The sequence below is a fragment of the Mycobacterium sp. IS-3022 genome (assembly GCF_001500065.1).
Lineage (GTDB): Bacteria > Actinomycetota > Actinomycetes > Mycobacteriales > Mycobacteriaceae > Mycobacterium.
Map to the genome: position 1 here is coordinate 17643 of NZ_LQIN01000010.1, position 22330 is coordinate 39972.

At 66.5% G+C, this 22330-nt stretch carries 20 protein-coding genes; 8 read left to right on the plus strand and 12 right to left on the minus strand.

The genetic code is table 11. From position 1 onward, the window contains the following. The first annotated feature begins 80 nt into the window (after positions 1 to 80). Positions 81 to 1424 (plus strand): RNA 5'-3' helicase PhoH2, encoded by a 1344-nt coding sequence (phoH2, locus tag AU188_RS08600; RefSeq protein WP_172799439.1) that lies wholly within the window; start codon positions 81 to 83, stop codon positions 1422 to 1424. A 21-nt stretch (positions 1425 to 1445) separates the two neighbouring features. On the opposite strand, the gene AU188_RS08605 is transcribed toward phoH2, so the two are convergent. From AU188_RS08605 to glpX, 4 genes are all read right to left on the minus strand, one after another. Further along, positions 1446 to 1688 (minus strand): hypothetical protein, encoded by a 243-nt coding sequence (locus AU188_RS08605; protein WP_059163317.1) that lies wholly within the window; start codon positions 1686 to 1688, stop codon positions 1446 to 1448. Between the two features lie 79 nt (positions 1689 to 1767). Beyond that, positions 1768 to 4551: a helix-turn-helix transcriptional regulator gene (locus tag AU188_RS08610; protein ID WP_059163318.1), complete on the minus strand. Its 2784-nt coding sequence runs from the start codon at positions 4549 to 4551 to the stop codon at positions 1768 to 1770. A 43-nt stretch (positions 4552 to 4594) separates the two neighbouring features. Continuing rightward, positions 4595 to 6013 carry a class II fumarate hydratase gene (locus AU188_RS08615; protein ID WP_059163319.1) on the minus strand — a complete coding sequence of 473 codons (1419 nt, stop codon included), beginning with the start codon at positions 6011 to 6013 and terminating at the stop codon, positions 4595 to 4597. Between the two features lie 22 nt (positions 6014 to 6035). Then, the gene (gene glpX, locus AU188_RS08620; protein ID WP_059097963.1) at positions 6036 to 7064 is read right to left on the minus strand and encodes a class II fructose-bisphosphatase; all 1029 of its coding nucleotides are present in this window, start codon (positions 7062 to 7064) and stop codon (positions 6036 to 6038) included. A 54-nt stretch (positions 7065 to 7118) separates the two neighbouring features. Here glpX and AU188_RS08625 point away from each other — a divergent pair, with 54 nt between their 5' ends. Together AU188_RS08625 and AU188_RS08630 are read left to right on the plus strand one after the other, a co-directional pair. Next, the gene (locus tag AU188_RS08625; RefSeq protein WP_059163320.1) at positions 7119 to 7796 is read left to right on the plus strand and encodes a DUF4245 domain-containing protein; all 678 of its coding nucleotides are present in this window, start codon (positions 7119 to 7121) and stop codon (positions 7794 to 7796) included. Between the two features lie 14 nt (positions 7797 to 7810). Beyond that, positions 7811 to 8608: a dienelactone hydrolase family protein gene (locus AU188_RS08630; RefSeq protein ID WP_059163321.1), complete on the plus strand. Its 798-nt coding sequence runs from the start codon at positions 7811 to 7813 to the stop codon at positions 8606 to 8608. A gap of 118 nt (positions 8609 to 8726) precedes the next feature. Here AU188_RS08630 and AU188_RS08635 read toward each other — a convergent pair whose 3' ends face one another. The 3 genes from AU188_RS08635 to AU188_RS08645 are packed head-to-tail and all read right to left on the minus strand — an operon-like array spanning position 8727 to position 11561. Beyond that, the gene (locus tag AU188_RS08635; protein ID WP_059163322.1) at positions 8727 to 9950 is read right to left on the minus strand and encodes an AI-2E family transporter; all 1224 of its coding nucleotides are present in this window, start codon (positions 9948 to 9950) and stop codon (positions 8727 to 8729) included. 10 nt (positions 9951 to 9960) lie between these two features. Continuing rightward, positions 9961 to 10788, minus strand: a complete 828-nt coding sequence (locus tag AU188_RS08640; RefSeq protein ID WP_059163323.1) for an SDR family oxidoreductase — start codon at positions 10786 to 10788, stop codon at positions 9961 to 9963. Beyond that, a complete protein-coding gene (locus AU188_RS08645) occupies positions 10785 to 11561 on the minus strand; it encodes an SDR family NAD(P)-dependent oxidoreductase (RefSeq protein ID WP_059163324.1) in 777 nt (258 codons plus the stop codon). Before AU188_RS08645 ends, AU188_RS08640 begins: the two co-directional genes overlap by 4 nt. 79 nt (positions 11562 to 11640) lie before the next feature. On the opposite strand from AU188_RS08645, the gene AU188_RS08650 reads away from it, so the two are divergent. After that, positions 11641 to 12090: an SRPBCC family protein gene (locus tag AU188_RS08650; RefSeq protein WP_172799443.1), complete on the plus strand. Its 450-nt coding sequence runs from the start codon at positions 11641 to 11643 to the stop codon at positions 12088 to 12090. A gap of 106 nt (positions 12091 to 12196) precedes the next feature. Next, complete coding sequence (locus tag AU188_RS08655; protein WP_286137360.1) at positions 12197 to 13876, plus strand: SulP family inorganic anion transporter; 1680 nt, start codon at positions 12197 to 12199, stop codon at positions 13874 to 13876. Here AU188_RS08655 and AU188_RS08660 read toward each other — a convergent pair. From AU188_RS08660 to AU188_RS08670, 3 genes are all read right to left on the minus strand, one after another. Beyond that, a complete protein-coding gene (locus AU188_RS08660) occupies positions 13873 to 14751 on the minus strand; it encodes a formylglycine-generating enzyme family protein (RefSeq protein WP_059163326.1) in 879 nt (292 codons plus the stop codon). The genes AU188_RS08655 and AU188_RS08660 overlap by 4 nt on opposite strands. An 82-nt stretch (positions 14752 to 14833) precedes the next feature. Beyond that, complete coding sequence (locus tag AU188_RS08665) at positions 14834 to 15715, minus strand: HAD family hydrolase (RefSeq protein ID WP_059163373.1); 882 nt, start codon at positions 15713 to 15715, stop codon at positions 14834 to 14836. Between the two features lie 8 nt (positions 15716 to 15723). Beyond that, complete coding sequence (locus tag AU188_RS08670; RefSeq protein WP_059163327.1) at positions 15724 to 17268, minus strand: arylsulfatase; 1545 nt, start codon at positions 17266 to 17268, stop codon at positions 15724 to 15726. Between the two features lie 297 nt (positions 17269 to 17565). Between AU188_RS08670 and AU188_RS08675 the strand changes: the two genes are divergently transcribed. Then, positions 17566 to 19545: an alkyl/aryl-sulfatase gene (locus AU188_RS08675; protein ID WP_286137361.1), complete on the plus strand. Its 1980-nt coding sequence runs from the start codon at positions 17566 to 17568 to the stop codon at positions 19543 to 19545. Positions 19546 to 19562: 17 nt separating this feature from the next. Further along, a complete protein-coding gene (locus AU188_RS08680; protein ID WP_059163328.1) occupies positions 19563 to 20087 on the plus strand; it encodes a 2'-5' RNA ligase family protein in 525 nt (174 codons plus the stop codon). Here the strand turns inward: AU188_RS08680 and AU188_RS08685 are convergent. Further along, positions 20062 to 20805, minus strand: a complete 744-nt coding sequence (locus AU188_RS08685) for an alpha/beta fold hydrolase (RefSeq protein ID WP_059163375.1) — start codon at positions 20803 to 20805, stop codon at positions 20062 to 20064. The two genes, AU188_RS08680 and AU188_RS08685, sit on opposite strands and share 26 nt — an antisense overlap. 94 nt (positions 20806 to 20899) lie before the next feature. Here AU188_RS08685 and AU188_RS08690 point away from each other — a divergent pair, with 94 nt between their 5' ends. Next, entirely contained in the window at positions 20900 to 21178 is a 279-nt protein-coding gene (locus tag AU188_RS08690) for a DUF1876 domain-containing protein (protein ID WP_059098407.1), read from the plus strand. Positions 21179 to 21180: 2 nt separating this feature from the next. Here the strand turns inward: AU188_RS08690 and AU188_RS08695 are convergent, their stop codons facing one another. Next, positions 21181 to 22290, minus strand: a complete 1110-nt coding sequence (locus AU188_RS08695) for a 3-beta-hydroxysteroid dehydrogenase (protein WP_059163376.1) — start codon at positions 22288 to 22290, stop codon at positions 21181 to 21183. Between the last annotated feature and the right edge of the window lie 40 nt (positions 22291 to 22330).

The window sequence follows — 22330 nt, forward strand, 5'->3', positions numbered from 1 at the left end:
GGTACCGATCGTTTCGATCACGAAGGGACCGGCCCCGGTCTCAGTGCCGCAGTGTCCGCCGAAGGTTCGTGCGGGGCCGCATGAAGCCAGTGAGACGCGAGGAGCGCCACGTGACTGAATCGGCCGTTCGGACCTATGTGCTCGACACCTCGGTGCTGCTGTCAGATCCCTGGGCCTGCACGCGCTTTGCCGAGCATGAGGTCGTGGTTCCGCTGGTGGTGATCAGCGAACTCGAAGCCAAGCGTCACCATCATGAGCTCGGCTGGTTCGCGCGTCAGGCACTGCGGATGTTCGACGATCTGCGGCTCGAATACGGCCGGCTCGATCAGCCGATTCCTGTTGGTGCACAAGGCGGTTCACTCCACGTAGAGCTCAACCACAGCGATCCGACGGTGCTACCTGCGGGGTTTCGCACCGAAAGCAACGATGCGCGGATCCTGACCGTCGCGGCCAACCTCGCGGCCGAAGGTAAACATGTCACGTTGGTGAGCAAGGACATCCCGCTACGGGTGAAGGCCGGTGCGGTCGGTTTGACGGCCGACGAATACCACGCCCAGGACGTCATCACGTCCGGCTGGACGGGAATGGCCGAGGTGGAGGTCGGCACCGACGACATCGATGCCTTGTTCGCCGATGGCGAGACAGATCTGGAGGCCGCTCGAAACCTACCCTGCCACACCGGAATTCGATTGCTCGGCGGCACCTCGCACGCGCTGGGCCGGGTGACGCCGGAGAAGCGGGTGCAGTTGGTGCGCGGAGACCGGGAGGCGTTCGGGCTGCGTGGCCGCTCCGCCGAACAGCGCGTGGCGTTGGACCTGCTGCTCGACGAGTCCGTCGGCATCGTCTCGCTCGGCGGCAAGGCGGGTACCGGCAAATCCGCGCTGGCGCTGTGCGCAGGGCTGGAGGCCGTGCTGGAGCGTCGCACCCAGCGCAAGGTCGTGGTGTTCCGTCCGCTGTACGCGGTCGGCGGGCAGGACCTCGGCTACCTGCCCGGCAGTGAGAGCGAGAAGATGGGCCCGTGGGCGCAGGCGGTCTTCGACACGCTCGAGGGGTTGGCCAGCCCCGCGGTGCTCGAGGAGGTGCTGGCGCGCGGCATGCTCGAGGTCTTGCCGCTGACGCACATCCGGGGCCGGTCGTTGCACGACTCGTTCGTGATCGTCGACGAGGCCCAGTCGCTGGAGCGCAACGTGTTGCTGACCGTGCTGTCGCGACTGGGCGCCGGGTCGCGCGTCGTGCTCACCCACGACGTCGCCCAGCGCGACAATCTGCGCGTCGGCCGGCACGACGGCGTCGCGGCGGTGATCGAAAAGCTCAAGGGCCATCCGCTGTTCGCCCACATCACGCTGCTGCGCAGCGAACGCTCGCCGATCGCCGCGCTGGTGACCGAGATGCTGGAGGAGATCAGCCCCGGCGCGCTGCCGTGATGGTGTTGCGCTACCAGTCGTTCAGCGATCGGTAGCGCGCCCGAGTCCCTGGCGGTGGCGGCTGCTGCGGGCCAGGTACCAGCCGGCGGCCGCCGCCCCGCCCAGCGCCACCACCCGATCGGCGCGGTCGCCACGCGGCAGGTCGAGCAGCGACACCAGGCCCAGCACCGCGAACCCGGTGCGCAGAGCGGGCTGGCTGGTGGCCGTCGTGACGAGAGCGGTGTTCTTGTCGGTCAGGGTCGCGGAAGCTTCGTCGAGACGCACCGGTCCTCCTGTCGATCGGGTGACGGGGCAGCCATTTGACGGTAAATCTTTCGCCGCCACAGGGGAATAGGGAATTTCCCTATGCCCCGGTCGATGTTTCGGGCGCGTGCGGCCTGCCGAGGTGCCGGCCCAGCTCCGCCCGCGACCTGATGCCGAGTTTGCGGTAGATGCGGGCGAGGTTGGCTTCGACGGTCTTGGGGCTGATGAACAGCGCGGCCGCGACGTCGCGGTTCTTCATCCCCGATGCGGCGAGTTCGGCGACCCGCCGCTCGGACGGCGTCAACTCGGCGGTGCCGTGTCGCCCCCCGCTCGCGAGGGGAAGCTCGGCGCGGGCTCGGGCCGCCCACAGCGGGATGTTCAGGCGCTCGAATATGTCCACTGCTTCCTGCAGGTGCGCCGACGCCGACTCCTTCTTGCGCTGGCGACGCTCGAGCCGGCCCAGGGTCAGCAGCGTCCGCCCGCGCTCGAAGGGCATCGGCAGATCCTCGTGTGCGGTCATCGCCTGCCCCGCCGCGTCATGGGCGCCGTCGAGATCGCCGCGGGCGGCCAACAGCATGGCGCGCGACCGTGCGCCCACCGCGAGCATCCACTGGCGGTGGAGCCGGCGGCCGTTGTTCTCCAGCGCTGCGATGAGCGGCTCGGCCTCGGCGAGGCGGCCCAGTTGGACAAGCGCCTCGACGGCGTCGGGCAGAAAGGAGGCATTGGGCAGTTCGGTCGGAGTCTGCTCCGGATCGAACTGGGCCAGCATCGGCTGCAGCGCGGCCACCGCGGCCTGGTGGTTGCCCAGCGACACCTCGAGGAAGCCCAGGGCGGCCAGCACGCGCTCCGCCAGCCGGAATGCCCCGGTGCGCCTGGCACATTCGAGGGCGTCGTCGATCGCTTGGCGCGCGGCGTCCTCCTGGCCTGCGAACGCGGTCAGCTGTGCGCGCAGGCTTTGGGTGAGGAACTGCGGGGTGTTGCCACCGATCTGCCGCGCCTTCTCCAGCGCATCCTCGGCGACCAGGTTGGCCCAGACGAAGTCGCCCCGCCAGATCGCATTCGTCACCACATGCTGCGAGACGAACACGTGCTCGCCTTCTTCGCCCTTCTCCAGGCAGCGGGCGCGGATCTTGTCCAGCTCCTCGCGCGCCTCGTCGAGCCGGCCGGTCCATTCCAGCAACAGCGCGTGCTGCACGGTGGGCCGGAACACCAGCGGCGTATACGCCTCCGGGTCCTCCAGCTCCAATGCCCGCCGGAGCAACTCGTCGTCGTAGCCCTCGCCCGCGGCGAACCGCATCATGGCCAGCATCCCGAGCGCCATGCCGAGCAAGTGCGGGTTGTCGACACGCTCGGCGCACGCGACCGCCTCCTCCGCGGTTGCAACGCCCTTCTTCAAGTCGTTGCCGTGAAACAGCGTGTAGGCCAACGTGATCAACGTCTGTACCCGCAGCGCGCGGTTGTCGTGGTCTTCGTCGAGCGCGTCGCACAGCAGGCGCGTGCCTTCGATGAAGCCCTCCCCGTAGAGCCGCACGACGGCCAGGCGGCTCAACGCCTCCGCACGCAGCGCGCCTGACGGCAGGTGCTCGATCGCCTCTTCGAGGACCGCAGCCGCCCGTTCGGAATTCCCGGCGTCGAAGTGGTGCAGCGCCGAGCGCAGCCGCCGTTGGGGGGTGTCGCCGCCGAGTCCTATCGCCAGGTCCATCAGTTCAGCCGCCGCCGCGGGCGCTCCGCGCACCCGGGCCGAATCCGCCGCCGCGTCCAGCGCCCGCAACGTGATCTCGTCGCCGCGGGTGGCGGCCAGCGCCAGATGCCGGGCCCGCAGCTCAGGCTCCTCGACGATCTCGGCGAGGCGGCGGTGCATCGACCGGCGCCGACCGGGTGAGGCCTGGGTGTAGACGCCCGTCGCCAGCAGTGGATGGGCAAACCGGATCCGGTTGCCGTCGATCGCGACGATGCCCTTGCTCTCGGCGATCTCCAACAGATCGACGAGCCGGTCGTCGTCGCCCGTCGTCGCTTCCGACACCAGTTCCACCGTGGGCATTGCCAGGCACGCGGCGGCGAGCAACGCGTCGTGCACATCGGCGTCGAGACCGGCCAGCCGGGCACGTACCACATCGGTCAACGTTTGGGGCAGCGACGGACCGATACCCGAAGAGCGTTCATCGATCGAGCGGGCCAATTCGATTGCGTAGAACGGGTTTCCGCCCGATACCTGGTGAATCCGCCCGACCGTGGGGCGGGAGAACGGCCGTCGCAGCCGCGTCGAGACGGCGGCATGGAGGTCTTGAACACTCAACGGGCTCAACCTGATTCGATGGACCGCCTCGGGCCGCGGCAGCTGCAGCCAGGCGGTGCCCGCGCCATCGCCGGGGTCAGTCCGGATACTGGCCAGCAGTCCCGTGCGCCCGGTGAGCCGGCGCGCCGCGAAAGCGAGCACGTGCACGCTCGACGGGTCGAGCCACTGCAGGTCGTCGATGGCCATCAGGACGGGCCGCTCCTCGGCGAGTCGCTCGAGCACCGACAGGAACGCCGCGGCCACCGCCCGCTGGTCGGTCACCGCATCGTTGTCCGCCCGCAGCAGCACCTGATCGAGCGCGAGGCGTTGAGGGGTCGGCAAGTCGGCCCAGGCAGCGGCGTCTGCGTCGTCGAGCAGGTCCGCCAGAGCGGTGTAGGCGAGCACTGATTCGGCGGCCGTCGCTCGCGTCGAGAGGACCCGGAAACCGCGCTGCCGCGCCTGCTCGATGGCAGCTGACCACAACGTGGTCTTGCCGATGCCGGCCTCACCCTCGATCAGCAGCGCCGACGGGCCGGCCTCCACCGACTCCAGGAAGGCGGCGACGGCGCGCAGATGTGTCGACTGGCCGATCACGACGTCCCTCGGCATACCCGTTGGTGTCGGGGTTCACCCATGACGCCGGGTGGACGCCCTAGCGGTCGTCGTCTTTCACCTTGGCCATCGCCAAGACGTCGAGACGCTTGTCCAGTTCTTCCTCGGACAACTTTTCGCCGATCAACCCTCGGTCGATGACGGTCTGGCGGATGGTCTTCTTCTCCTTGAGCGCCTGCTTGGCGACCGCTGCGGCCTCCTCGTAACCGATGGTCGAGTTCAGCGGCGTCACGATCGAGGGCGACGACTCCGCCAGCTCGCGCAACCGGTCCTCGTTGGCCACCAGGCCGTCGATGCAGCGTTCGGCGAACAGCTTCGAGGAGTTGGTCAGGATCTTGAACGACTCGAGGATGTTGCGAGCCATCATCGGGATGTAGACGTTGAGTTCGAAAGCGCCGGACGCGCCTCCGAACGCGATCGCGGCGTCATTGCCGATCACCTGCGCGGCCACCTGCGTGACCGCCTCGGGAATCACCGGATTCACCTTGCCGGGCATGATCGAGCTGCCCGGTTGCAGATCCGGCAGCTGGATCTCGCCGAGCCCGGTCAGCGGTCCCGAGCCCATCCACCGGATGTCATTGGCGATCTTAGTCAGCGACACGGCGATTGTGCGCAGCGCGCCGGACGCTTCCACCAGCCCGTCGCGGGCGGCCTGCGCCTCGAAATGATTGGCTGCGACCCGCAATTCGGCCAGCCCGGTCTGCTCGCTGAGCACGGCGACGACGCGCTCGTCGAAATCGTCTGGCGCGTTCAGCCCGGTGCCGACCGCGGTGCCGCCGATGGCCAGTTCACCCAGCCGCGGCAGCGTGGCCCGCACCCTCTCTATGCCCGCCTCGATCTGGCGCGCGTAGCCGCTGAACTCCTGGCCCAGCGTCACCGGGACGGCATCCATCAGATGCGTGCGACCGGACTTGACGACGGTGCGCCACTGCCGGGCCTTGGCATCCAGCGACTCGTGCAGCACCTCGAGCGCCGGGATCAGATGGCGCACAGCGGCTTCCGTCGCGGCGATGTGTGTCGCGGTGGGGAAGGTGTCGTTCGACGACTGCGACATGTTCACGTCGTCGTTGGGATGCACGGTCACGCCGTTGCGCGCCGCGATGCCCGCGATCACCTCGTTGGTGTTCATGTTCGAGCTGGTGCCCGAACCGGTCTGGAAGACGTCGATGGGGAACTGGTCGTCGTGCCTGCCGTCGGCGATCTCACCGGCCGCGGCGATGATCGCGTCGGCCTTGTCGGCTGCCAGCAGGCCGAGGTCCTTGTTCACCTGTGCACAGGCGCCCTTCAGCAGCCCGAGAGCCCGGATCTGGGTGCGCTCGAGACCGCGGCCGGAGATCGGGAAGTTCTCCACGGCGCGCTGCGTCTGCGCGCGCCACAGCGCATTGGCCGGCACCCGGACCTCGCCCATGGTGTCGTGCTCGATGCGGTACTCGACGTCCTGAGACGAGTCGATGCTCATGTGGTCCCTTCGTGTCTGGGTGTTACGGCAGCGGGTAGACGGCGTTGCTGTCGCCGGTGAAGTCGATCGCAGAGTATTCGCTGAGCTTGGACAACCGGTGGTACGCCTCGATCATCCGCACGGTGCCCGACTTCGACCGCATCACGATCGACTGGGTGGTGCAGCCACCGCTGTAGAAGTGAACGCCCTTGAGCAGGTCGCCGTCGGTGACACCGGTCGCGCAGAAGAACACGTTGTCGCCGGAGACCAGGTCCTCGGTGGTAAGCACGCGATCCAGGTCGTGGCCGCGGTCTAGAGCCTTCTGACGCTCCTCGTCGTCCCTGGGCGCCAACTGTCCCTGGATCTCGCCGCCCATGCAGCGGATGGCGGCCGCGGCGATGATTCCTTCCGGTGTGCCGCCGATGCCGGCCAGCATGTCGGTGCTGGTGTTCGGGCGGCACGCCGAGATCGCCCCCGCGACATCGCCGTCGGTGATCAGGCGGCACCTCGCGCCGGCTTCGCGCACGTCGGCGATCAGTTGCTGATGGCGCGGCCGGTCGAGGATGCAGACGGTCAGGTCGGAGACCGAGACGTTCTTGGCCTTGGCCACCTTGCGGATGTTCTCCCCGATCGGCGCGGTGATGTCGATCGCGTCGACAGCCTCCGGGCCGACGGCGATCTTGCTCATGTAGAACACCGCCGACGGGTCGAACATGGTGCCGCGTTCGGACACCGCGAGCACCGAGATCGCGTTGGACAGGCCCTTGCTCATCAGCGTGGTGCCGTCGATCGGGTCGACGGCGAAGTCGCACTCCGGCCCGTCGCCGTTGCCGACCTCCTCGCCGTTGTAGAGCATCGGCGCGTTGTCCTTCTCACCCTCGCCGATCACCACGACCCCGCGCATCGACACCGAGTTGACCAGTTCGCGCATGGCGTCCACGGCGGCACCGTCGCCACCCTCCTTGTCGCCGCGGCCTACCCAGCGGCCGGCGGCCATCGCACCGGCTTCGGTGACTCGGACGAGTTCGAGGGCGAGATTTCGATCGGGGGCTTCCCCGCGGGCCGGACTCATGCGCAGATTGTCCCATTAGCCGGTCGGCCTGTGGGAGCTGGGATACTGGCGGCAATGGAAGAACAGCCCGAACCCCGCACCGCGGTCGCCGCCCAACCGGCGCCGCACCCCAGGCCCGCCAAGTCGCGGCTGCTGCAGGACGGCCGCGACATGTTCTGGTCGATGGCGCCGCTGGTGCTGGCCTGCATCGTTCTGGCCGGTCTGCTGGGCATGTGCTCGTTTCAGGCGGCCGGGCCGGGGCAGGGGCCCGCGCCGTCCTACGACGCCCGCGCCGCGCTGCAGGCCGACGCCGATGCGCTGAAGATTCCCATCCGAATGCCCGAACTGCCCGAGGGCTGGCAGTCCAACTCCGGTAGCCGGAAGGGCATCGACGGCGGGCGTACCGATCCCGCGTCGGGCCAGCCGGCGCGCGCGGTCAGCTCCACGGTCGGGTTTCTGGCGCCGAGCGGGATGTACCTGAGCCTGACGCAGAGCAACGCCGACGAAGCCAAGCTGGTCGGCTCGATCAATTCCGACGTGGTGCCGACCGGGGTGCAGGACGTCGACGGCGTGACGTGGGTGGTCTACGAGGGCGGCGACGGTGATGGCGAGCCCGCCGAACCGGTGTGGACGACGCGGCTGGCCGGTCCGACCGGGCCCGCCCAGATCGCGCTGACAGGCGCCGCGGGTACCGATGAGTACCGTACACTGGCGGCGGCGACGCAGACCGCATCGCCGCTGCCCGCCAAGTAACGGATGGAGACGCCATGACCGCCCCGGAAGCAGACCTCACGGGATGGGTCATGGCGCCGTTCTCCGCGGCCGGTTACACGCACGACGTCTATCGCAGGGGCGAAGGCCCGGGCGTCGTGCTGATCCCGGAGATGCCCGGCGCTCACCCCGGTGTGCTGGCGCTCGGTAATCATCTGGTGGACAACGGGTTCACCGTCGCGATCCCGTCGCTGTTCGGCACGCCGGGTGCGCCCGCAATGCGGCCCGGCGCCGTGCCGGTGATGCTTCGCGGTTGTGTGGCAAGGGAATTCGCGGGCCTGGCCACCAACGCCGACCGGCCCGTTGCCCACTACCTGCGTGCGCTGGCCCGCGACCTCGACGAGAAGACACCGGGCAAGGGGGTCGGCATCATCGGGCAGTGCTTCACCGGTGGTTTCGCGCTGGCCGCGGCGGTCGACGACAGCGTGCTGGCGCCGGTGCTCAGCCAGCCGTCGCTGCCGCTTCCGCTCACCCCCAAGCAGCGCCGCGACCCGGGACTGTCCGAGGCCGAGCTCAAGATCGTCGAACGGCGCGCCGCCACCGAGGGATTGTGTGCGCTGGGTTTGCGTTTCACCGACGACCCGCTGGTGCCTGCCGCGCGGTTCAAGACTCTCAAGGACCGGCTCGGCGACGCGTTCGAGGTGATCGAGATCGACTCACGCAAGGGCAACGAGCACGGGTTCACCAAGATGGCGCACTCGGTGCTGACGCGGGAACTGCGCAAGCAGGACGGTCATCCCACCGACGCGGCGCTCAAGCGCGTGATCGCCTTCCTCACGGAGCGGCTGACGTAGGCTCGGGCGCGCTTGCGCTTTGGGCGCGCCGGCCCGAACGGTTGTGGCGCACCTGTCAAATGCGTTCCGCGTGTCACAGCGTGCGACGTTTTGCAGACGAGTTCTCGCTTGAGCCAAGTCAGTCGGCGTCCCGGGTGGCGGCTGGCGCCTTCTCGCCGTCCTTCTCGTCGGCGTCTTCAGTGTCGCTGCCGGCCTTGTGCTCGCGGGATTCCTTGATGCGACGGCCCAACCACCAGAATGGGTTGCGCCGCTTGGGTTTCTCGTCTTCGGCGGGCCGCTGGATGGGCACACCCTTGTACACCGACAGGTAGACGATGATCGTCGTGACGATGACGATCATCAGCACTGGACCGATCACGATGCCCCACGCGCCGAACATGCTGATGCCCGAGAACACGGCGAGCAACATCAGCGCCGGGTCCAGCCGCGCTTCGCGAGGTACCAGGATCGGCCGCAGGAAGTTGTCGATGTTGGTCACCACGATGAGATGGAACAGGATCACGAACACGCCGCCGAAGATGTTGCCGAACAGGATCATTCCGATCCCGAACGGGATGGTGACGATGCCGCTGCCCAGGGGTATCACCGATAGCGCGGACAGCAGCACCGCGAACAGGAAGAAGCCCTGATGGAATCCGGCGAGATAGATCGACAGCGCGCCCGCGACGCCCTGGCACACCGCGATGACGAACTGGCCCATCACGGTGCCCTTGACCATCGCGCCCATCTTCGCCATGTAGAGGTCGGTGGTCTCCTCGCCGAGCGGGTTGAGCTGGCGGATGATCGTCACCACCCGGTCGCGGTTGACGAGCAGTGAGATGAACACGTATACGAACAGGATCAGCGCGGTCACGGCGCCGAAAACGCCGCCCGCGGCGCCCTGAAGCAAGCCGAGCAGCCACTGGCCGGCATCCTGAGCCACCCTCGTCATCGAACCTTGCAGCGACTGCGGGGTGACGGTGGTGTCGACGTAGGGCACCCGGTCCAGCAGGTCGTTGACGAACTGCAGCGCACGGTCGCCCAGCGTCGACAGGTCGGTGCGGGCGACCCATTCGGCCACCCGTTCCACCATGGTGCTGATCTGCACCACCGCGAGGAACACGAACAGGCTCAACGGCACGATCACCGCCGCGGTCGCGGCTAGCAACGTCACCGTCGCAGACAGCCCGGTGCCGATCCGCCTGTTGAGCCGAATGTAGAGCGGCGAGAACAGGTAAGCGGCCACGGCGGCGACCACCACGAGAATGAAGTAACCGCGCAGGAAGTACGCGCCGAACACGATCGCGACCACGGTGGCGACGGCCAGCGAACGCTTCTGCATGAGCGTGAATTCGGTATCCACGCCGCTATGTCTACAGCGTGTCGGCCCTGGCTTGCGCTTGTTTGGCGCGCTGGTCGGCGATGAACCGCATCGAAATCCGGTTCATCAGCCTCGGCGCAAGCCGGGCGAACAACCACTGGGCGTGCGCGATGCGCGGTTTGACCAGGATCGGCTTGTTCTTCTCGATCGCGCGCAGGACGTCGGTGGCCAGCCGGTCGGCGTCGTAGGGCTTGCCGCCCTGAGCGGGCAGGAAGTAGTCGCGACCGACGAACCCGCCGATCGCGCCCTTGTCGAGGATCGGGGTTTCGACGGCGGCCGGGCAGACGACGAGCACCCCGACGCCGCGGGCGGCGGCCTCCGACCGCAGCGCCAGCGACAGCCCGACGACGGCGTGCTTGGTCATCACGTAACTGGTGACCTGTCCGGCGGCGGTCAGCCCGGCCATCGACGCGGTGTTGACGATGTGACCGTGGCCTTGGCGCACCATCAGCGGGTAGGCGGCGGCGACGCCGTGCACCACGCCGCGGACGTTGACGTCGATGATCGCGTTCCACTGCTCCAGCGTGAGCAGTTCCGTATCGCCGCCCCAGACGATCCCGGCGTTGTTGAACAGCAGGTCCAGTCGGCCCGCGCGGTTCACCACCTCGTCGACGGCGGCCTGCACGGCACCCGCATCGGTGACGTCGAGACGTGCCGCGCGGGCCCGCGGTCCCAGGGCGGCCGCCGTGCGCTCGGCGGCATCGCCGTCGATGTCGGTGCACACCACATCGGCACCCGCGGCCACCAGCGCTCGGCACAACGCGGCGCCGATGCCCGAGCCCGCGCCGGTGACGATCGCCTGCTTTCCACTGAAACTCATTGCGTCTCCGCCATTCTCATGACGTGGCCAAGCACGTCGGGGTACTTCTTGAGGTGCGCACCCCCGTTGAGGTCGAGCACCTCGCCGGTCAACCAGGACGCCTTCGGGCTGCACAGGAAGACGACCGCGTCGGCGATCTCCTCCGGTTGTCCCGCGCGGCCGAGCGCGGTGTTGTCGACGTAGTCCTCGACGAGGCCGGGGATGAGCGTGGAGCCCTCCGTGAGCGGCGTCTCGACGAAGCCGGGCGACACGGCGTTGACCCGGATGCCCCGAGGCCCCATCTCGAGTGCGGCCACCTGGGTGAGCATCGACAGGCCTGCCTTGGCCGAGCAGTACGCGCTCATGCCCACCGCCGGTTGTCGCCCGTTCAGCGAGCTGATCGAGACCAGCGATCCGCCTTCCCGCAACTTTTGACCCGCATATTTAGCGACGATGAACGCGCCGTTCAGGCAGACGTCGACCACCGACCGGAATTCGGTGACCGTCAGATCGGTGATCAGCCCGAGGCTGCCGAAACCCGCGCAGTTGACCACGATTTCGAGTGGACCGGCCGCGTCGAACAACGCCTGCACCGAGGTTTCTTCGGTGACGTCGACGTGCGCCGCGGTGTGCGGATCGCCGAGTTCGGCGGCCCGCTGCCTCGCTCCGTCGATGTTGCGGTCGGCGAGCGTGACACGGTCGCCCTCAGCGGCCAGCGCCTTGGCCGTCGCCCAGCCGATGCCCGACGCCGCGCCGATCACCAGCGCTTTCCTGGCGGTGTGCCCGTTGCTCATACGGTTGGCCCTTCGACGGCGAAGTAGAACGTGTTACAACCTAGCGCTTTGGCACACTCGGCAGGTGACCGAATTGACGATGTCCGAATCGATCTTCGTTGCCGCAGCGCCCGACGAGGTCTACGCCATGGTGTCCGACGTGACGCGGACGGGGGAGTGGAGTCCCATCTGCCGGACCTGCCGGTGGGACGACGGCGCCGGGCCGTGGGTCGGCGCGTGGTTCACCGGACGCAACGAGACACCGGAGCGGACATGGGAGACGCGCTCGCAGGTGGTGGCCGCCGACCCTGGGCGCGAGTTCGCGTGGGAGGTCAATGACGGCTGGGCGTACTGGGGCTACACGTTTGAATCCGAGAATGACGGCACCCGAGTGACCGAGATCTGGAAGTTTCTGCCCAAGGGCCTGAACGGGTTCCGTGAACTGTTCGGCGATCAGGCCGACGCCGAGATCGAGAAGCGCAGGGATGCCGCGCGCACCGGTATCCCCGCCACGCTCGCGGCGATCAAGAAGGTCGCCGAGGGTTCCTGACCGCGCTGCCGTGGCGCTTCCCTGTCACTAACACATTTCCACTCGCGCGAAGTTTTAGGCATTGAGTTGTCGAAACCGCGTGTGCGCGCGAGTCGAATCGGGAAGCGTGAACGCCGTGAAGGTGTCGCTCGGTCGGCCCCGGTTCCGCGATGTGATCGCCGGGTTGGTGACGGGTCTTTTCTCCATCCCGGAGGGGATGGCCTACGCCAGCATCGGCGGGTTCAACCCGGTGGCGGGTCTGTACTCCGGTGTCGTCTCGACGATCGTCGGTTCGATGTTCGCCCGCACCGTACTGATGGTCACCACGCTGACCAGTGCGCTGGCGTTGACGTCGCAAAGTGTTTTGAGCGCAGCAGGACTCGACCCCACGAACCCGTCGAACATCGCTGCACTGGTGATCGTCGCCGGTGCGATCATGCTGCTGTTCGGTCTGCTGCGGTTCGGCGCGATGATGAACTTCGTCTCCAACGCGGTGATGACGGGCTTCACCACCGGCATCGCGCTGCAGATCATCGCCGGGGTCATCCACGACTCGACCGGATATCGGCCCGACAGTCACAACACGCTCGGCAAGTTCGTCGACGCGTTCGCGCACATCGGGTCCTGGCAGCTCGCCCCGTGCCTCGTCGCACTTGGCACCGTCGCGGTGTGGGCGGTGTTTCACTTCATCAAGCCACTGGAAGCATTCGCGACGTTGATCGCGCTCGTCGTGGTGACGGTCGCGGTCACCGTGATCGACGTCGATGTCGAGACCGTCGGTGACATCGCCTCCATCCCCAATGCGCTGCCGCCCTTTCTGATGCCGAACTTCGCGGCGATGCCGGAACTGCTTGCCGGCGGGCTGGCGGTGGCACTGGTCGGGCTGGCGCAGGCGGCAGGCATTTCGGCAGCGGTACCGAATCCGGACCGCTCGCGTCCCAGCACCAACGGCGACTTCGTCGCGCAGGGTGCGGCGAACCTCGCCGGCGGGCTCTTCGGCGCCCTGCCGACAGGCGGGTCGCTGTCGCGGACCGGGGTCGCGGTTTCGGCGGGTGCGCAGACGCGGTGGGCAGGCATCTTCGCCGGAGTATGGCTGGCCGCTCTGGTGGTCGTCGCGGGTTCGTTGGCCGAACTCATCCCGATGCCGGTGATCGGCGGGCTGATCCTGGTGATCGGCGCGGAACTCGTGGTCGGCCGGTGGGCGGACATCAAGCTGGTTCTGCGCACCGCGCCGCTGTCGGCGGTGGCCATGGTGGTGACCTTCCTGGCGACCACCCAACTTCCCTTGCACACCGCGATCCTGATCGGCGCGATCACCTCACTGGTGCTCTATTGCGTAAAAGCTTCGCAGGCAGCGGGTCTGGAAGCACTTGTCCGTGCCGACGACGGCGGCTGGCTGATTGCGCCGGTACCGGAGAAGGTCGAAAACGACGCGGTGACGGTGTTGCAGTACTCGGGTGTGGGCCTGTTCGCCGAGGTGCCTCGCATCGACGAGGAATGGCCGAAGGTGGCGGATTCGCATCGGGCCGTCGTCGTGCTCGCCATGAGGACCTTGCCGGATGTCCCGTCGACGAAGGTGATCAAATCGCTTCGCCGTTGGGCGCAGGACCTCCACGACAACGGTGGACGTTTGATCATCGCCGGTGCCAGCCCTGCCACCAAGAAGGTGCTGGAGGCGGGCGGGCTGGGCGGCGTCTTGGGCGACGAGGGCATCGTGCCCGCGACCGACCGGGTGTTCGGGCCCGTGGAGGAGGCGGTGCATCGGGGTGAGCAGTGGATCTCGGGTGGCGGTGACGGTCGGGGTTAGCGTTTCACGCAGCGAAAACCGATGTGGCTCATGCCGGTGTCGACGGGCTGAGGTCGACGTGCCGCGGGTCGGTAGCGTCGGCAGTACGAGTCGGCGCACAGGAACGACCCGCCCTTGACGACTCGTCGCGGCACCTGGAACTGCGGCTGTTGCGGGTCGTGACTGGCCGCCTCGCAACAGGAGTCGCCGACCCGGGTGTCGGTGTACCAGTCCGTCGTCCACTCCCAGACGTTGCCCGCCATGTCGTACAGGCCGTAGCCATTGGCCGGGAACGTTCTGACGGGAGTGGTACGTCCGTATCCCTTTTCGGGTCGCCACGGAAAATCGCCGTGCCAATAATTCGCCCGGCGCTCGCCCGGTTGTTCGGGGTCGTCGCCCCACGTGAATTCGGCGCCGCTGAGGCCACCGCGGGCGGCGGTCTCCCATTCGGCCTCGGTGGGCAGCGCCATGCCCGCCCACGCCGCATAGGCTTCGGCGTCTTCGTAGGCGATATGGACGACGGGGTGCTCGGCGCGTTTGTCGATCGACGACAGCGGACCGACGGGATGACGCCACGAGGCCCCGGGCGTCCACGTCCACCACAGATTCAGATGCCGCAGATCCACCGGGCCCTGAGTCCGGTGGAACACCATTGATCCGGGTTGCAGGTTCTCGGCAGGCGCGTCGGGAAAGTCGACGGGATCGACGGGCCGCTCAGCGACGGTGAGATAGCCTGTGGCGTCGACGAATTCGGCGAACTGCGCATTGGTCACCTGGTGCGTCTGCATCCAGAAGCCCTCGATGGTCACCGGCCGGGCGGGTGCCTCCTCGGGGTAGTGAACGTCCGACCCGAGGACCGCGGTCTGCGGCGGAATCCAGACAAGGTCGTCGCTCATGCTCCCATGCTCCGCCGAGACTGCGGAGAGATCGTCGATTCGCCCGAAAACGCGATCTGTGTGCAGTTTCGACGGGGGTTGGTCAGCCACTGAAGACGGTCGCCCAGTCGTTGCGCATGCTGACCACCGACCAGCCTTCCTTCGACGCTCGCTCGAGCGCCTTCTCGGCGCCTGCGGTGTAGTCGAATTCGCGCTCGACGTCGTCGTGCAGCACCAGCAGGCTTAGCCCACGGGTGAACTCGAGCATCTCGATGTCACCGTTCGAATTGCCTGCGGCGAAGATCGGTCGTCGCCCGGTTCGCCCCCAGATCCGCACCGGCTTGACCGGTCCGTCGTCGAGGAACTCCGGACGATTCGTGGTGCGGAGGTCGCCATCGGCGAAATCGAGGCCGACCGAACTGCCGATGACGCGTTCCGGCGGTATGCCGTACATCTGCGTGGTGATCGGGCGCATGAAGTCGCGACCGCCGCCTGATGCGATGTAGTTGGTGAACCCGTTGTCCTCCAGATAGCGCAGCAATTCGATCATCGGTGCGTAGCCGCACGCGGTGTACGGCCGCTTCAGCGTCGGGTGTTCGGCCGTCGCGTAGAACCCCTTGACCCGCTCGGCATGCTCCTCGACCGTCAGCCCCGCGAAGGCCGAGAGAATCCCGCCGGCAAGGACTTTCAGCTGGGAATCGTCGCCGTTGTAATGCTTGGTGACCGCATCCCCGAACCATTCGAGATCGCCGGCAGCGGCCGCCTTATAGGGCTGGTTCTCGGCCAATGCAGGGTCGGCGGCGGCCTGCTCGGCCATCCGGCGGACCAGGAAGTCGAGTTGGATGTAGGCCGGTTTCTCGCACCACAGCGTGCCGTCGTTGTCGAACACCGCGACACGTTCCTCCGGCGCGACGTCGGAGACCGCGCGACCCACGAAGTCGACGATCGCCGACTTCGCGGGCCCGTCGCGCCAGCTGTCCAGCACGCCCAATCTCAGCCGCCGACCGACTCGAGGAAATGGTGGAGCTTCTCGACCGCATTGGTGACCGTGAAGGAGGCCGGCTCACGGCGAGGCGGAAACTCCTTGAACGTCTCCAGGAACTGCGTGACAACAACATTCGACATCAATGCGATGTAGTCGCGATCGAACCACCAATCCCAGTAGGTGTTGGAGGTGATGTCGGCGCGTTCGAACGGGTCGGTGCGCAGGTTGTACATCTTCGGCGCCCGCAACACCGTGAAGGGCTCGAACCAGATCTGGAGCGTGCCCTGGCAGCGCTGCTCCATGAAGATGACTTTCCAGTTCTCGATCCGGATGCCCAGCACATCGCAGTCGTCGGAGAAATAGATCAGGCCACGGCGGGGGCTCTTGTCGACCTCTCCGGTCAGGTACGGCAGGAGGTTGTAGCCGTCGATGTGCACCTTGTACTTCGTGCCGCCGGCTTCATGACCCTTCTTGAGCTTCTCGACGATGTCCGGCTCGCCGGCGGCGGCCAGGAATGTCGGCAGCCAGTCGTGGTGCTGAATGATCTCGTTGGAGATTGCGCCGGCGGCAATCTTGCCGGGCCACCGAATGATCTCCGGAACCCGGAAGGCGCCCTCCCAGTTGGAGTTCTTCTCACTGCGGAACGGAGTGGTGGCGCCGTCAGGCCACGTGTTGGCGTGCGGGCCGTTGTCCGTTGAGTAGATGACGATGGTGTCTTCAGTGAGGCCCAGTTCGTCGAGGGCGTCGAGCAGCTGACCCACATTGCGGTCGTGGTCGACCATGGTGTCGTGGTAAGGCGACTGCCAGCGGCCCGCCTGCCCGAGCGATTCGGGCTTGGTGTGGGTCCGGAAGTGCATGTGGGTGGTGTTCATCCACACGAAGAACGGGGTCTCGGACTCCTTCTGACGCTTGATGAAGTCGATGCACGCTTCGGTGGTCTCGTCGTCGATGGTTTCCATCCGCTTCTTGGTCAGCGGCCCGGTGTCCTCGATCCGCTGTTTGCCGCACGGCCCGAATCTTTCGTCGCTCTCGCCGGTGTCCTCGTCGGTGGCCCAGGAGTGGATGACGCCGCGCGGCAACATCTTCGCCCGCAATTCCGGGGCTTCCTCGGCGGTCGGGTAGTCGGGGTGCTCGGGCTCCTCTTCGGCGTTGAGGTGATACAGGTTGCCGAAGAACTCGTCGAAGCCGTGCGCTGTGGGCAGGTACTTGTTCAGGTCACCGAGGTGGTTCTTGCCGAACTGCCCGGTTGCGTAACCGAGCGGCTTGAGCAGTGACGCGATGGTCGGGTCCTCCGGTGACATGCCCATGTCCACGCCGGGCATACCGACCTTGGACAGACCCGTCCGATACACGCTCTGTCCGGTGATGAACGATGCGCGGCCCGCGGTGCAACTTTGCTCACCGTACGAGTCCGTGAACCGCATCCCCTCGTTCGCAAGACGGTCGATGTTCGGTGTGCGGTAGCCCATCAGGCCGTCGCTGTAACAACTCAGGTTGGTGATGCCGATGTCATCGCCCCAGATGACGAGAATGTTGGGTTTGCCTTCAGGCACGTCGACTCCTTGCACTCGGCTGATCCGTTGACCTCTCGTGAGCTCAACACTAAGTCGGCGCGTGTTCGGATGCCGCGCCTTGGCGAGATTCGTACCCATTCCCCGGCTGCGGAACCACTTCCGACGCATTCGGTATCGCGAATTCCGTTTAGCCGTGCCAAGGGTGGTGGCGGCGTAATAATCCGTTTCATGGAACCTCTACAGGACACGCAGCAAGGGCAGGCGTCACATACCGAGGGTGGGGCCATCTCCAGACGAACGGCATTGAGCCGCTTGGGGATCATCGGTGTGGGGACGGTGGCGGCCTCGAGTCTGATCGCGGCATGCAACGATTCCGGAGACACCGCCGCCTCGGGCGCCGGGACGTTGACGACCGACAACAAACCGAAAGGGGCCACGGAGGCCACCAAGGCAGCAAACCAGAAACTCGTCGAGACGCTGCCCTTCAACGACCGCAGTGACTTCGAGGATGCGAAGCGAGGCCTCATAGCCAAGCCCGACACGCTGACGATCAAAGACGCCGACGGCAATGTCGTCTGGGACCTGGAGGAGTACAAGAAGTACATCGCCGATGACAAGCCGGCACCCGACACCGTCAATCCAAGCCTGTGGCGCAACGCTCAGCTGTGCATGCAGTACGGCTTGTTCGAGGTGGTGCCCGACCGGATCTACCAGGTGCGCAGCTTCGACCTGTCGAACATCACCTTCGTCCGCGGCGATACCGGCTGGATCGTGATCGACACATTGATCTCACCGGAAACCGCAAAGGCCGGCCTGGACTTCGCCAACGAGAAGCTCGGCCCCCGGCCCATCGTGGCTGTAGTTCACAGCCACTCGCATGTCGACCACTACGGGGGTGTCCGGGGCATTGTTTCCCAGGCTGATGTCGACTCGGGCAAGGTCAAAATCATTGCGCCGCAGGCGTTTGTCGAGGATGCGGTGAGCGAGAACGTCATTGCCGGCAACGCGATGTCCCGCCGGGCGGTCTACATGTACGGCGCACTGCTGCCGCGCAACGCCCAGGGTGGTGTGAACGGTGGTCTCGGGATGACGGTCTCGGCCGGTGTGCCCAGCCTGATCATCCCGACCGACATCATCAGCACCACCGGCACGAAGATGACCGTCGATGGTGTCGACATGGAGTTCCAGATGACGCCGGGTACCGAGGCGCCCACAGAGATGAACACGTTCTTCCCGCAATTCAAAGCCATGTGGATGGCGGAGAACACCACCAACACCATGCACAACCTGCTGACCTTGCGCGGCGCGCAGGTCCGAGATGCACGCGTGTGGGCCAGCTTCCTCGATGAAACGATCCGGACGTACGGCCCCAACACCGAGGTGAAGTTCCAGAGTCACCACTGGCCCAAGTGGGGCAATGCCAACATCATCGACTACTGGAAGCGCCAGCGTGACATGTACAAGTACATGCACGATCAGTCCGTGCGGTTGATGAACCAGGGTTATGTCGGTTCGGAGATCGCTGAAGAACTCCAGTTCCCGCCCGAGCTGAACAATTACTGGCCGGACCGCGGCTACTACGGCACCTTGAAACACAATTCGCGGGCCGTGTACCAGCGCTACATGGGCTGGTATGACGGCAATCCCTCCGATCTCGACGATCTTCCACCGCAGGAGGCGGCCAAGAAGTATGTCGAGTACATGGGTGGCGAGGAAGCCATTCTGGACAAGGCCAAGAACGACTTCGACAACGGCAACTACCGCTGGGCCGCGATGGTGCTCAAGCACGTCGTGTTCGCCAACCCGGACAGTGTGCACGGCAAGAACCTCCTGGCCGACAGCTACGAACAGATGGGCTATCAGGCCGAATCCGGACCATGGCGGTCGGTGTACCTGCAGGGCGCCTACGAGCTACGCAACGGCGTGCCCGATGCCGGAGGTACCGATACGGCCAGCCCGGACACCATCAACGCCATGCCGCCGGAAATGATGTTCGACTATCTGGGGGTGCGCCTGAATGGCCCGAAGGCCGCGGGAAAGAACATCACCCTGAACGTCGATTTCACCGACCTGAACAAGCAGTATGGGCTGATCGTGGAAAACGCTGTCCTCAACTACGGGCCGCCGGTACCCAACGCCAATGCCAGCCTCAAGCTCACCAAGCCGACCATGAACGATATTCAGCTGGGCAAGTTGAAGCTCACCGACGGCATCGACCAGAACAAGGTGACCCTCGAGGGCAATCGCCAATCGGTCGAGGAGTTCGTGGGATTGCTGGACACCTTCCCGTTCTGGTTCAACATCGTGACGCCGTAGGCGCCGTACGCTGAGCCATGGCGCTGGCGGTCTGCCTGCTTTTCGACCGCCGATCCGAGCGTGCGGTCCGCGCGCTGTGGGACCGGCTGGAAGACATCGGCGTGCCGAGCCTGCGGTCGCACACCCACGGCAAGCACTTGCCCCATGTGAGCTATGCGGTGCTGCGCCGCTGGGACGACGCCGCTGTCGCCGATGCGCTCGCAGGCCTCGACGGTGGAGAACCGGTCGAATTGCACTTCGACGGGATAGGCCTGTTCCGGCGGGGCCGGGTATGGCTCGTCGCAGGCGTCAGCGCGGACGTGGCTACCCGCCAGCAGCGGGTGGTCGAGGCCGTTGTGGCGACGGGCGCCGATCTGCACAAGCACTATCGCCCGGGGAGCTGGCTGCCGCACTGTTCGCTTGCACCGCGCGCGACGTTGGCGCAGCTGCCGACCGTGGCGGCGACGGTGATGGACGTCCTGCCGCTTCGCGCGCGGGTGGATCATGCGGCGCTGATCAACAGCGGCACAGGAGAAGTCACTGAGCTGGCGACGTTGCCCTGACGGTTTCGTCGACCGCGTCGACGTGCGCACGCACCAGTGCGGGAAAGCGGCCGCGGTCGGGCCGGAAGATGTCGTGCGGGGAGTCGGGGAAGACATGCAGCCGCGCCGCTGGAAACAGACATCGGTAACGGTCCCACGCGGCGTCGTCGATCAACGGGCTGCTGGGACTTCGTACCACCAGCAGCGGCGGCTGCCACTGCGCCAGCGGTTCCCAGAAGGACTGCGAACACGCGGAGCGGAACGTGGCGACGCCCGCGTCGCGGTCGAGACGCTCGCGCACCGGAGTACCCCGCCAGCGTCCGTCCAACAGTCTGACGAAGATGTGCTCTGGAAGCGTGATCTCCTCGGGGATGTAGTCGCCGATCGAGATCGACCGCACCCGGTCGCGATGCGCCAGCGCCCACGTCAGCGCATATGCCGTGCCGCGCGAGAACGTCACCAGATGCACCGGGCCGTCGGTGACCGTGTCGATCACCGCGCCCACGTCGCTCCCGAGTGTCCTTGAGTCGTAACCACTTTCGGGTACGCCGCTGCGCCCATGGCCCCGCAGCTCGACGACGAGCGTCCGCCGGCCGAACAGCGCGAGTATGTCGGCGTAGTCGTCGGCGAGATCGGTCATGCCCGGCACGAAGATGACCGGCGCGCCGTGACCCTCACCGCCCGAGTCGAGGTAGTGAAGGCGGACGTCGCCGTTGGCTGTGAAGCGCGAATCGACCATCGTCACCACCATGCCGAATCGCCTGCCGCAGCGTGTGCGAATCGCGTGCAAAGCATCCGGCTAGGGAGGACCCTGATAGTGGAGGGTGATGGCAATGTACGACAAGGTCATGGACAACATCTGGCACATCGACGTCGAGTTCGCCGAGGACGAGACGCACACCCACGCGACGGTGCGGGCCACCCGTGATGACGGTGAAACGGTCACTGCGCTGGGAGACGCCTACCGCAACCCCGCGGATTCCGTACAGCCGCTGGTCGGTGAGGAGATCGCTGCGGCGAGAGGACTGATCGCGCTCGGCGCGGACTTGTTGCAGCGCGCGTCCTCACGGATCGAGCAGGCCACGCATCAGCCGGTGCACTTGTACCGCTGAACTCAGCCCTCGGGCGGCGCCCCGGTGATGCTGACCGCGGGTTCCTTCGACGCGTTCTCCATCTGCCGGTAGAGGTCGACGTAATACGGCAGGCACTCGGCCATCGCCTGCTCGGTGCTGAACAGCGGCCGGTAGCCGAGATCGCGTTCGGCCTTCGCGATGGAGAAGTAGTTGTCGAGGTAAAGCCGTTCCACGCCAAGCGGTTCGATCATCGGCTTGGGCGCGCCGAACTTGAAGTGCAGCCACTGCCACACCGTCATGACGAACCACACCAGCCGGCCGGGCACCCGCAGCTTCGGGTACTTCTGCCCGCACGCCTCCACCACCGGCCGGGAGAACTCGAACATGTTGATCGGTTCGCCGTCGTTGATGAAGTACGCCTGCCCCGGCGCCGTACCGCCGGGCACCAGATGCTGCGCGGCCAGGATGAAACCGTGAATCAGGTTGTGTACGTAAGAGTTGTCGAGTTTGACGTTCTTGCTGCCCACCAGCACCTTGACGTGGCCGGCGAGCACGCTCTCGAACACCTTGCGGAACATGGTCTGGTCGCCGCGGCCCCAGATGCCGCTCGGCCGGATCGAACACGTCAACAGCCCACCGGTGCCGTTCTGTGACAGTACGAACTTCTCCGCGACGACTTTGGTCTCGGTGTAGAGATCGTTGAACCGCTGTGTGTAGGGCAGGGTTTCGTCACCGCCGGAGATCCGCTTGCCGCCCATGACGACGCTGTTCGACGCGGTGTAGACGAAGCGCTTCACGCCGGCGGCCTGCGCCGCCCGCACGAGGTTCTCGGTTCCGGTGACGTTGATCGCGAAGCTGCGCGCGCGACTTTCCCGGCTCACCGCGCCGCCACCCGTCAGGTCGATGATGGCCGCGGTGTGGAACACGGTGTCGACACCGGCGACGGCGGCCGCCACCGTCTCGACGTCGCAGATGTCGCCTTCGAGCACTTCGAGTCGCGGGTGCGCCGGTAACGGCGAGGGGGCGCGGTCGAAGGAACGGACCTGGTGGCCGCGCTCGAGCAGTTCGGTCACCAGATTGGCGCCGACGAATCCCGATCCGCCCGTGACGAGCACCCGGCCCAATTCGGTGGTCAGCGTTGAGTCACCCATGGCGGGCAGCATAACTGAAACGTGTTACAGTTTCGACCCC